Origin of the sequence: Paraburkholderia phytofirmans, assembly GCF_046028095.1 — a bacterium.
GTDB lineage: Bacteria > Pseudomonadota > Gammaproteobacteria > Burkholderiales > Burkholderiaceae > Paraburkholderia > Paraburkholderia phytofirmans_A.
This window is the reverse complement of record NZ_JAQQDJ010000025.1, coordinates 13016-25183: the sequence shown is the minus strand read 5'-3', so window position 1 is coordinate 25183 and position 12168 is coordinate 13016. Positions and strand designations below refer to the sequence as shown.

General features: G+C 62.6%; 9 protein-coding genes. 3 read left to right on the top strand and 6 right to left on the bottom strand.

Features of this window, described 5'->3' with window-relative positions:
- Positions 1-33 precede the first annotated feature (33 nt).
- From selB to fdnG, 6 genes are all read right to left on the bottom strand, one after another.
- Complete coding sequence (gene selB / locus PQR54_RS37560; protein ID WP_408254971.1) at positions 34-1947, bottom strand: selenocysteine-specific translation elongation factor; 1914 nt, start codon at positions 1945-1947, stop codon at positions 34-36.
- Complete coding sequence (gene selA / locus PQR54_RS37555) at positions 1944-3374, bottom strand: L-seryl-tRNA(Sec) selenium transferase (RefSeq protein ID WP_408254969.1); 1431 nt, start codon at positions 3372-3374, stop codon at positions 1944-1946. The genes selB and selA overlap by 4 nt, the downstream gene beginning before the upstream one ends.
- A gap of 35 nt (positions 3375-3409) precedes the next feature.
- On the bottom strand, positions 3410-4405 hold the full coding sequence (gene fdhE / locus PQR54_RS37550; protein WP_408254967.1) for a formate dehydrogenase accessory protein FdhE: 996 nt from the start codon (positions 4403-4405) through the stop codon (positions 3410-3412).
- A 110-nt stretch (positions 4406-4515) separates the two neighbouring features.
- The gene (locus tag PQR54_RS37545; protein ID WP_121309767.1) at positions 4516-5172 is read right to left on the bottom strand and encodes a formate dehydrogenase subunit gamma; all 657 of its coding nucleotides are present in this window, start codon (positions 5170-5172) and stop codon (positions 4516-4518) included.
- Positions 5159-6091, bottom strand: a complete 933-nt coding sequence (gene fdxH, locus PQR54_RS37540) for a formate dehydrogenase subunit beta (RefSeq protein ID WP_408254965.1) — start codon at positions 6089-6091, stop codon at positions 5159-5161. The genes PQR54_RS37545 and fdxH overlap by 14 nt, the downstream gene beginning before the upstream one ends.
- A gap of 9 nt (positions 6092-6100) precedes the next feature.
- Positions 6101-9169, bottom strand: a complete 3069-nt coding sequence (fdnG, locus tag PQR54_RS37535) for a formate dehydrogenase-N subunit alpha (protein WP_408254963.1) — start codon at positions 9167-9169, stop codon at positions 6101-6103.
- A gap of 193 nt (positions 9170-9362) precedes the next feature.
- Between fdnG and PQR54_RS37530 the strand changes: the two genes are divergently transcribed.
- From PQR54_RS37530 to mnmH, 3 genes are all read left to right on the top strand, one after another.
- Positions 9363-9722 carry a beta-xylosidase gene (locus PQR54_RS37530; protein ID WP_408254961.1) on the top strand — a complete coding sequence of 120 codons (360 nt, stop codon included), beginning with the start codon at positions 9363-9365 and terminating at the stop codon, positions 9720-9722.
- Between the two features lie 189 nt (positions 9723-9911).
- A complete protein-coding gene (selD, locus tag PQR54_RS37525; RefSeq protein WP_408254959.1) occupies positions 9912-10976 on the top strand; it encodes a selenide, water dikinase SelD in 1065 nt (354 codons plus the stop codon).
- A gap of 104 nt (positions 10977-11080) precedes the next feature.
- Positions 11081-12148 carry a tRNA 2-selenouridine(34) synthase MnmH gene (gene mnmH, locus PQR54_RS37520; protein WP_408254957.1) on the top strand — a complete coding sequence of 356 codons (1068 nt, stop codon included), beginning with the start codon at positions 11081-11083 and terminating at the stop codon, positions 12146-12148.
- Positions 12149-12168 lie beyond the last annotated feature (20 nt).

Sequence of the window (12168 nt, the reverse complement as noted above, 5' to 3'; positions counted from 1 at the left end):
CGGTGACTGAACTACACGCTGCCGATCAAAAAATTAAAGCAGATCGAGCCAGCGACTATCCGTGCGCAGCAGATGCAGCCCACGGTGGAAGCGAGTATATCCAACCCGGTCGAAGAACTCCAAAAGCTGGATCGCGCGTTTCCGGCCCAATCCGGTGACGTCGCGAAACGGTGCCGCCGCAACGGTGCCGGCATTCTCGTGCGCCTCGGCAGCCGCAATCGAGGCCAGTTCCCGAATCATCTCCGGGTGGTAAAAGAGATCGCGCACGACCTGAAACAGCTCGCCCTGCCGCGCGAGTTTGCGCATCAATTGACGCACACGCTCCTCCGGTACGCCGTGCGCATTGGCCAGATCGCGCACCCACGGCGGATCGAAACGCCCTGCTTTCACCGCGGGCAGCAACGTCGCCGCGAGCGCGCGATCCGCTTCGTCGAGCGTCACCGTATGGCCCGGCAGATGCAGCCAGGGCCCGCGTTTGACGATCTCGCCACGCGTCGCGGCATCGTCGACGAGCGCGCGCCACAGCGCGTCGTCCACCAGCGGCGCCGCGATGCGCCGCAAGCGCGAGACGTCCGGGCCCAATTCGTCCGGCGAGCGTTCGTGGTATTGCGCGAGCGTACTCGTCATGCGCGAATTGAGCGCTTGCCAGAGCGCGTCGGCGACTAGCAATGCGTCCTCGCCTGGCAGCTCCACGACCCGCGTATTGGCCGGCAACGCGAGCGCGGCCGCTGGCATGCCCGTCAGACGCTCCAGCAGCGAGCGCGACAAGCCATACGGTGCTCTCGCGAAGACGGCATCGAGCGTACCGGTGTCGAGCATGGTCTGAAGCGCGTCGAGCCATGCCAGCCGCTCGGCCGAACGACGCTTGCGCGACGGCGCGAACGGATCGAGCACATGGCCGCCGCCAATCGTGCGATTGGCCTGCGCGTTGCGCACCACGAAGCGATCGCCCGGCAGCGCGCAAACCGGTCGCTCGAACACGAGTTGAACGCGGGCACGCTGACCGGCGCCGAGTGTTTCGTCGTCGAGCAACGCGACATGCGCAACCTGGTGCTGCGTGCCCAGATGCACGTGCAGCGGCGCCCAATGCTCCAACGTGAGCGGTGCATCGGCGAGCAGCGTCAGCATGACGTCGATTCGCTCCGACGCCTGCGAGAGCCGCGGATCGACGATCCAGTCGCCACGATCGATCGCACTCTTCTCGATGCCCGCCAGGTTCAATGCACAGCGCTCGCCAGCGCGTCCGCTCTGCGCCGCACGATTCTGCGCATGAATACTGCGCACACGCACCGGTTGATTCTTCGGCGCGAGCAGCATCGTGTCGCCCACTGCTACGCGGCCCGACACCACGGTTCCGGTCACGATCGTGCCCTGGCCCGAGAGCGTGAAGACACGATCGACCGCGAGACGGAACAGGCCGTCGTCGCGCTTCATTCGCCACGCCGCTGCCGCCGCGTACAGATGCGCCTTCAACGCGGCCACGCCGGGATCATCGGCCTGCAATGCGCAAGTATCAAACACGGGCGCGTCCTGAAGTACGCTGCCGCTCAGAAACGCCCGCACTTCTTCGCGCACTTCGTGCAGACGCTGCGCGTCAACGCGGTCCACCTTGGTCAGCGCGACGGCGCCTTGCCGAATGCCGAGCAGTTCGACAATCGCCAGATGCTCACGCGTTTGCGGCATCACGCCGTCATCGGCGGCGATCACCAGCAGCGCGAAATCGATGCCGCTCGCGCCCGCGGTCATCGTATGCACGAGCTTTTCGTGACCCGGCACATCAATCAAACCGAGCACGTCGCCGTTCTCCAAAGGCACGTACGCATAGCCCAGTTCGATCGAAATGCCGCGCGCCTTTTCTTCCTTGAGTCGATCCGTATCGACGCCCGACAGCGCCTTCACCAGGCTCGTCTTACCGTGGTCGATATGCCCCGCCGTACCGACGATCATGCGCGCGCGCCTTTCAGTTGCTCGATCAGATGCGCTTCATCGGCGGCTTCGAGACAGCGCAGATCGAGGCGCAGCGCATCGTCCGCGATGCGGCCGATCACGGGCCGCGCCATCTCCCGCAGCATCTTTTCGAGCGCGAGCAATTGACGGCCGCCACGCTTACCGTCCGCCATTCTGACGACGAGTCCGTAACTCGGCAGCACATCGACCGGCAATGCGCCGCTGCCGATCTGGCTGAACATCGGCTCCGCCGTCACCGCATAGCGTTCGCCGACTGCATGCTGCAACGCGGGCTGCACGCGCTCCGCGGCGATCCGGATGTCGTCGGCGGCACGGGTCAATAAGCGCAACGTGGTGAGCCGCTCCGTGAGCCTCTCCGGCGCACGATAAAGCTGCAGCACAGGCTCCAGCGCCGCGAGCGTCAGTTTGCCGACGCGCAACGCGCGCTTGAGCGGATGCTTCTTGATCTTCGCGATCAGATCGCGTCGCCCGACGATCAAACCGGCTTGCGGACCGCCGAGCAACTTGTCGCCGCTGAACGTGACGAGGTCCGCACCGGCTTCGACGGTTTCGCGCACCGTCGTCTCGCGCGGCAAGCCCCATTGGCTCAGATCGACCAGCGTGCCGCTACCGAGATCCACGGCAACCGCAAGACCACGCGCGTGGGCGAGCGGCGCGATTTCATCCAGACCGACCTCTTTGGTGAAGCCGCTGATCGCGTAGTTGCTCGCGTGGACCTTCATAAGCAGCGCGGTTTGCGGGCCGATGGCTTCCTCGTAGTCCTTCAGATGCGTGCGGTTCGTCGTGCCCACTTCGCGCAGTTTCGCGCCGGCGCGACTCATGATGTCGGGAATGCGAAACGCCCCGCCGATTTCAACCAGCTCGCCGCGCGACACGATGACTTCTTTCTTCGACGCCAGCGCCGATAGCGTGAGCAGCACCGCGGCCGCGTTGTTGTTGACCACGGTAGCCGCTTCGGCGCCGGTCAATTCGCAAATGAGCTCGTCGATCAGATCGTCGCGGTCGCCGCGCTTACCAGTGGAGAGATCGAATTCGAGGTTGGCGGGTTGCGTGAGCGCTTTCATCACGGCCTGTACTGCTTCGTCGGGCAGCAGTGCGCGGCCGAGATTGGTATGCAATACAGTGCCGGTCAGATTGAATACGCTGCGCAATCGCGACTCGTTGCGCTGGCGCAGCGCGGCCTCGACTGCGCTCTTTAGTCGCGCGACGTCGAGTGCGCTCACGGACGCATCGCCCGACTGCGCGCCTGCGCGCCAGCGATCGAGCGCTTCGCGCACCGCGCCCAACACCTGCGTGCGGCCATATTCGGCGAGTAGCGCCGCGAATTCGGCCGACGCCATCACCTTTTCCACCGACGGCACGCGCGCCATCAGCGCCCGCAATTCAGAGCCGCTTACATCGCTCACGAGGCAATCCCTCTTCTAATCGCATTCACTCGCTGCTAATCGGACTCGCCGGAAGACTCGTCCGCACCCGCGGCCTGTTCGGGCCACAGCCACGGATGCGGCGACGCCCGCCGGTAACCTTCCGCCCCCATCAGCAGATCCAGCGTGAGACTGGCGAGATCGTCCGCGAACGGTTCGAAATCGTAGTCCTTCGACTGAATGCCGATCTTTCGATAAGTATGGCATTCGTCGCACGATTCCGCTTTCAACGCGGCGTTCTTCGATTCGGCTTCGCGCGCGGCCTCGTCGGCATCCGGCGAGCCGACCGAGTGATAAGCGATGCCCTTGGTCGAATCGCAATTCGAGCACTTCGTGCGAACCATGTGCCACTCGGTCGAGCACAGGCCGCATTGCAGGTAGCGATAATTGTCATACGCGCCGCCCACGCGCACGATGCTCGCCACCGGATGCGATCCGCACACGGGACACAGGCCGAGCGTCTCGAGGTACGGCACCTCGTGCTTGTCGATATCGGCCGCGAGGTCGGTCCACACCACTTGCAGCGCGGCCACGATGAACGGTGCGCTCGCCGGATCGACTTCTTCGAAGCGCTGCGCGAAGATCGCGTCGGCCTGGAATTCGAGCGCGGCGGTCTCGAGCGTGCGCAGCCGGTCGATCAGCGCTTCGAGCGGCGGCGTGAGCGGGCCTGCGGCTGCCACCTTGTCGAGCAACTGCCGCAGCACGTCCCGCCAAGCCGGATCACGCACGCCGGAAAGCGCAGGAATCAGCGGCATGGAATGCTGCTGCGCACTCGCGATCAACTCGGCGCTGGGCGGCTGCGCCTTGAAGCTGGCGATCACGGCTTGCTGCGCGTCGGCGACCACGGCCATCAGGCGCAAATAGCCGGCGATCGGATTGTCGAGCGCCGCAAGCTGGCGCAACCGCGCGGCGCGCGCGGCAAACACCGCGAGCCGTTCCGGCATGCGAATGCGCGGAATTGCCGAATGATCGAGTGATTCGATGTCGCCGGCTTCGAGAATACGTTGAACCACAGTATCGACCTCTAAAAACTGAAGAGCCGCCGCCGTTCATTGAACAGGAGCGGCGGCTCGGGTGCAGCGCGCCAGGAGCCGCGCCGCCTTTAATGCCTATGCATGGCCCGCTATTTTCCGATGATTTCCTTGAACCAGTTCGGATGATGCTTGCGCGCCCAGCCATAGGTCACGGTGCCGCGCGTCATGGCGCCGATCGACCCTTTGATCCACAACGCCGCATAAATATGCACCACGATGCCGACGATCAGCACGAACGCCGCCGCGGCATGCACGAGCGCCGCGAGCCGGATGATCTCGATCGGAAAGTAGAACGAGAAATAGCGCCGCCAGATCACGATGCCGCTCGCCAGCAACAGCAGCAAGCAGATCACCATGGTAAAAAATAGCAGCTTTTGACCGGCGTTGTACTTACCGATCGCGGGGAGCTTTTCCTCGCGATTGTTGAGCACGTCGTCGATCTGCCTCATCCATTGAAGGTCGGCTTTGTCGAGATAGTTGTGATGCCAGAAGCGCAACGCAAGAATCAGAAACGACAGGAACATCACGCAGCCCACGAACGGATGCAGAATCCGCGTCCATTGCCCGCCGCCGAAGATCGCGTAAAGCCACGACATGGCCGGATGAAACATGGCGAGGCCGGACAGCGCCAGAAGCACAAACGTGATCGCGGTGATCCAATGATTCGTACGCTCATTCGGCGTGTAGCGCACGATCAGGCTGTTGCCCCTCACGTCCTTCAGATCGGTATGCTCAGGGTGCTTCATTGGATGCCTCCCGCGAACGGCGTACTTCATCGGCTTCGTGCTGGGCTTCGGCTTCATCGGCCTCCGATACCTCATTCGGACCGACGCGCGTGTAGTGGAAGAATCCGGCTATGGCCGCGAACGCGATACCCGCGAGCGCCAGCGGTTTTGCCAAACCTTTCCACAGCGCCACCATCACGCTGATCTTCGGATTCTGCGGCAACCCATGATACAGAGTGGGCTTATCGGCATGATGCAGCACGTACATCACATGCGTGCCGCCCACGCCGGCCGGATCGTACAAACCGGCGTTCTGAAAACCGCGCTCCTTCAGATCTTCAATCCGGTCCGAGGCCTGCTGCTTCATGTCCTCCTTGGTGCCGAACATGATCGCGCCGGTGGGGCACGTCTTCACACAAGCTGGTTCCTGACCGACCGCCACGCGGTCCGAACACAGCGTGCACTTGTACGCGCGGTTGTCCTGCTTCGAAATGCGCGGTATGTTGAACGGGCAACCGGTGATGCAATAGCCGCAGCCAATGCAGTTTTCCTCGTGGAAATCCACGATGCCGTTCGTGTACTGCACGATCGCGCCCGGCGACGGACAAGCCTTCAGACAACCCGGATCCTCGCAGTGCATGCAGCCGTCCTTGCGGATCAGCCACTCGAGATCGCCCTCGGTGTTCTCGTATTCCGAGAACCGCATGACGGTCCACGAATGCTCGCTCAGATCGCGCGGGTTGTCATAGATGCCGGTTGTCGTGCCGATCTCATCGCGCAGATCGTTCCATTCCATGCAGGCGGTCTGACACGCCTTGCAGCCAATGCACTTCGACACGTCGATGAGCTTGGCGACCGTGCCTGTAACCGGCACACGCACTTGCGGTTCAGGCAAGGTCGTGGCCGAGAGGCGTTTGATGTCCAGTGATTGCAGTGCCATCTCTTCTCCCTATGCCTTTTCGACCTTGACGAGGAACGATTTGAATTCCGGTGTTTGCGAATTCCCATCGCCCACGGAGGGCGTCAGCGTGTTGACGAGATAGCCCGGCTTCGCGAGTCCCTTGAAGCCCCAATGCAACGGCAATCCGACTGTCTGGACTTTCTTTCCTTCGATCATCAACGGTTTGATCCGCTTGGTGACGAGCGCCACGGCAATGATATGCCCGCGATTGGACGACACCTTGATGCGATCTCCGGCCACGACGCCAACCTCCTTCGCGAGATCCTCGCCGATCTCCACGAACTGCTGCGGCTGCACGATCGCGTTCAAGCGCGCGTGCTTGGTCCAGTAGTGGAAATGCTCCGTCAACCGATACGTGGTCGCCGTATGCGGGAAGTTCTCGTGCGTGCCGAACGCGGCCCGATCATCCGGGAACACGCGCGCCGCCGGACTGCTGACGACCGCCTTGTTGTTCGGATGCAGCGGGTTGTAGCCAAGCGGCGTTTCAAACGGCTCGTAGTGCTCCGGGAACGGCCCTTCCACCAGACCATCGCGAGAGAAGAAACGCGCCACGCCTTCCGCGTTCATGATGAACGGATTCATGCCGTTTTCAGGCGGTTCGTCGGCCTTGAAGTCGGCAATGTCCGCTCCCGTCCACGCCTTGCCGTTCCACGCGATCAGCTTGCGCGTCGGATCGAACGGCTTGCCGCTGACGTCGCATGAAGCACGGTTGTACAGAATCCGCCGGTTCGCCGGCCAGGCCCACGCCCAGTTCAGCGTATTGCCGATGCCGGTCGGGTCGGAGTTGTCGCGGCGGCCCATCTGGTTGCCCGCCTGGGTCCATGAGCCACAAAAGATCCAGCAGCCGCTCGCGGTGCTGCCGTCGTCGCGTAACTGCGCGAAGCTCGACAACTGCTCGCCCTGTTTGGCGAGCACCTTGGTTTTGTCGGTCGGGTCGGTGACGTCGGTGAGCGCCTTGCCGTTGAATTCCATGGCGATTTCTTCGGGCGTCGGGCTTTCCGGGTCGGCATACGGCCAGCTCATCTTGAGAATCGGATCGGGATACTTGCCGCCGTCCTTACGGTAAGCCGCGCGGATACGCAGCCACAGCCCCGACATGATCTCGAGGTCGCTCTTCGCTTCTCCGGGCCCGACCGCGCCTTGCCAATGCCACTGCAGCACACGGCTGGAACTGACCAGCGAGCCGCGTTCTTCCGCGAAACAGGTGGTCGGCAAACGGAACACCTCCGTTTGAATCTTCGACGGATCCACGTCGTTGAACTCGCCGAAGTTCTTCCAGAACTCCGACGTTTCCGTAGCGAGCGGATCCATGATGACGAGCCACTTCAGCTTGGCCAGACTCGCGCCGATCTTCGCCTTGTTCGGCGCCGCGGCGAGCGGGTTGAAGCCCTGCGCGATGTAGCCGTTCATCTTGCCTTGATTCATCAGCTCGAAAACCTGCAGCATGTCGTATGACTTATCGAGCTTGGGCAGATAGTCGAAACCGAAGTTGTTCTCGGCTGTCGCGTTCTCGCCCCACCATGACTTCATGAAACTGACATGGAACGCACGGTAGTTGCGCCAATAGCTCAACTGATTCGGCCGCAGCGGCTGGCTCGCGCGTTTCGCGATGAAGGCGTCGAAGTCCTGCTCGGCTTCCAGCGGCAGCGTCATGTAACCCGGCAACAGGTTCGACATCAGGCCGAGGTCGGTCAAACCCTGAATGTTCGAGTGACCGCGCAGCGCATTCATGCCGCCGCCCGCAATGCCGATATTGCCCAGCAGCAATTGCACCATCGCGCCGGTGCGGATGATCTGCGCGCCGATCGAGTGATGCGTCCAGCCGAGCGCGTACAGGATCGTGCCGGCGCGTCCCGGAACCGCCGTCGATGCGAGCATCTCGCACACCTTGAGGAATTTTTCCTTGGGCGTGCCGCACGTGCTCTCGACCTGCTCCGGCGTATAGCGCGAGTAGTGCTGCTTCATCAACTGATAGACGCAGCGCGGGTGCTGCAACGTCGGATCGACTTTGGCATAGCCGTCGTCGCCGCGTTCGTAGTCCCACGAACTCTGGTCGTACTTGCGCTTGTCGGCGTCGTAGCCGGAATAGAGACCGTCGGTAAACGAAAAGTCCTCACGGACGATGAACGGCATGTCCGTGTAGTTTTTCACATACTCGTGCTGGATCTTGTCGTTGGTGAGCAGATAGTTGATCACCCCGCCCAGGAACACGATGTCCGAGCCGGTCCGAATCTGCGCGTAATAATCCGCAACCGATGCCGTGCGCGTAAAGCGCGGATCGACCACGATCAACCTTGCCTTGCGATGCGCCTTGGCTTCAGTGACCCATTTGAAACCGCACGGGTGCGCCTCAGCCGCATTGCCGCCCATTACCAGAATCACGTCCGCGTTCTTGATGTCGACCCAATGGTTCGTCATCGCTCCACGGCCAAACGTCGGGGCAAGACCTGCCACCGTCGGGCCATGTCAGACACGCGCCTGATTGTCGAATGCGAGCATGCCAAGACTGCGGACAGTCTTGTGCGTCAAATAACCGACTTCATTGCTACCGGCCGATGCCGCGAGCACGCCGGTGGTCAGCCAGCGGTTGACCTTCTTGCCGTCCGCCGTTGTCTCGACGAAGTTGGCATCGCGATCTTCCTTCATCAATTTCGCAATGCGGTCGAGCGCGTCTTCCCATGAAATGCGCTTCCATTCATTCGAGCCCGCCGCACGGTACTCCGGATACTTCAGACGGCTCGGGCTGTGAATGAAGTCGATCAAACTCGCGCCCTTCGGGCACAGCGTGCCGCGATTGACCGGATGATCGGGGTCGCCTTCGATATGGATGATGCTGGACTTTGCGTTCTTGGCGTTGTCGCCGAGTCCGTACATCAGGATGCCGCAGCCTACCGAACAGTACGGGCAGGTATTGCGGGTTTCGGTTGTGCGCGACAACTTGTACTGACGAACCTCCGCTAACGCGGGCGCCGGCGAGAAGCCCATGAGGGCAAGACTCGATCCGGCTAGCGTGGTGGCGGAGACCTTCAGAAATTGTCGCCGGGACATATGGGTCATCGAATGGCCTCGGCTCTTTATGGGGACACTGATAACGATTATAGAGAGCGGTATGAAATCCTGCAGCGAGGAGTTATACCTTCTACAGTGCAACTAAATATGAATTGCCACAGCCGGTTTCATCAGGCGAGGCACTGTTATTGCTGGTAGGAGGCAGACGCTCGACGCTTACTCCTGACCTTTGGCGGCACTTATGACCCATCCACTTTTCATGTTTTCTTCCGCGGGCACCACGTACGGCGTAGTGAAGCGGCGTGCCGCGGTCGGCGCTGTGTCCCTCGCGCTGGGTGGCGCGTTGCTCCTGGTGAGTTCGCACGGCGTTGCCCAGATCACACAAGGCAGCGGTTCGTCGCAGCAGGAGAGCCGCACTTCTTCGATGGGATCGGCGCCCGATTCGTCCGCCTCGGCGGTTCATGAATCGCAGAAGCCGCAGACGAAGGATGGCGGTTCGGCGAACACGCGCGGCAAGACGGGCGGGAAGGGTCACAAGCCCCAAGGCGCGGGCGGCTTCGATAACGGGCTTTACGGCACCGGCGCAGGCAGCAACAAATAACGACTCCCCTTGTCACCCCGCTCTCTTGCAGCAGGCGCATGCCGGGCAAGCCGCACGTCGTGAGTAACTTCAGAAGAATCGACGACGTGTTTCGCGCTGTGCCCGCCTCACTTCACTGCAGCCGTCCCTGCGCATTGCCTGAACAACCATCATAATGGCGGTCATTCGTCGCCTGAAATGCCCGCCACAATGACCGATACCCCAAGCCACGCAAGCGCGTCGCCCCGTCTGACCAGTCTGTCGCACGGCGGCGGTTGCGGCTGCAAGATCGCGCCGGGCCTGCTCGCCGACCTGCTCAAACGCAGCGCGCCGCTGCCGTTTTTTCCCGATTTGCTGGTTGGCAACGACACCGCCGACGACGCCGCCGTCTACAAACTCAACGACGAACAGGCGATCGTCGCTACCACCGACTTCTTCATGCCGATCGTCGACGATCCGTTCGACTTCGGCCGCATCGCCGCGACCAACGCGCTGTCCGACGTCTATGCCATGGGCGGCAAGCCGATCATGGCGCTGGCCATCGTCGGCATGCCGATCAACGTGCTGCCGCACGATGTGATCGCAGCCGTGCTGAAGGGCGGCGAATCCGTGTGCGCCGAAGCCGGCATTCCGCTCGCCGGCGGCCATTCGATCGATTCGGTCGAGCCGATCTACGGCCTCGTCGCCATCGGCCTGGTCGACCCGAAGCGCGTCAAACGCAACGCGGGCGCGCAAGCCGGCGATGTGCTGATCCTCGGCAAGCCGCTGGGCGTCGGCATTCTCTCGGCAGCGCTGAAGAAAGACCGGCTCGACGCCGCCGGCTACGCCGCCATGATCGGCGCGACGACCAAGCTCAACCGGCCGGGCGCGGACCTGTCCAGACTCGACGGCGTGCATGCGCTCACGGATATCACCGGTTTCGGGCTGCTCGGCCATACACTGGAGCTGGCGCGCGGATCGAAGCTCACCGCTCGCGTGCGCTACGCAGATCTGCCGTGGTTGCCGGACGTGGTGAGCCTCGCGGAAGCCGGCATCTTTACCGGCGCTTCGGGGCGCAACTGGGACGCATACGGTAAGAACATCGATTTGCCGTCCTCATTTTCCGCGACGGCGCGCACGCTGCTCACCGACCCGCAAACCTCGGGCGGCCTGCTGGTCTCGTGCGCACCGCAAGCCGTCGACGAAGTGCTCGCGCTGTTCCGCGCCGACGGGTTCGGCGAGGCGTGCGTGATCGGCGAAATGGTCAGTGGAGAAGGACGCGTCGAGGTTATCTGAGCCGCGAGCGGCAGGAGGAACGCAGCAGGAACGTTGCGACCGGTATTTACGACGCGTGCGATAATTTCACCCTGCCGCAGCCGACACCTTGTGTCCCCAAGTCCTTGAAAAACCTACTCGTCAGCCTCGAACAAGCCGGTGATTTCGATGAAATCATCGATGTGCGCACGCCTCTCGAGTTCGCGGAAGACCATATTCCGGGCGCACTCAACGCGCCCGTGCTGAGCAACGAAGAGCGCGTGCTGGTCGGCACGACATACAAGCAGGTCTCGCCGTTCGAAGCCACGCGGATCGGCGCGGCGTTGGTCGCGCGCAATATCGCGCACCACCTGGAGACGACGTTCGCCGACCGGCCGCGCAACTGGCGGCCGCTGATCTATTGCTGGCGCGGCGGCAAACGCTCGGGTTCGGTCACCACGCTGTTCAATATGATCGGCTGGCAGGCGCGCCAACTCGACGGCGGCTACAAGACCTATCGGCGCGCCACGCTCGATACGCTCGTCACCCTGCCCAAGACGTTCTCCTACATCGCGCTGGTCGGCCCGACCGGCAGCGGCAAGACGCGCCTGCTCGCGGCGCTGAACGCCGCGGGCGCGCAGACGCTGGATCTCGAAGCGCTAGCCGCGCATCGCGGCTCGTTGCTCGGCGCCTGGGCCGGCGTGCCGCAGCCGTCGCAGAAGCGTTTCGATACGCTGCTCGTGAGCGCGCTGCGCACGTTCGATCCGGCACGGCCGGTGTTCGTGGAAGCGGAGAGCCGGCGCATCGGCTCTATCGCGCTGCCACTCGCGCTGCTCGACACGTTTCATCAGGGCCGCTGCGTCGAGGTGATCTCGAGCCCGGAAGATCGCGCGGCCTTCCTGCTGCACGACTACGCCCATCTGTTCGACGATCCCGAGTCACTCAAGGGACAGTTGCAACGCATGATCGGTTTGCATAGCCGTGAACGTGTCACCGGCTGGCAAAAGCTCGTCGACGACAACCGGCGCGCCGACCTCGCGCACGAGTTGATCGAGCGGCATTATGATCCGGCTTATGCGCGCAGCAGCCATCAGCATTTCGTCCAGTTGGCGCACGCGTTGCAATGGAATTTCCGTCCTAACGACGCCGATGTCGTCGACCAGGCGAAGGTACTGCTTGCTGAACTCGACAGCAGCGCACTCGCTGTCGTCTGATTAAAACCAACGTTCAAGAC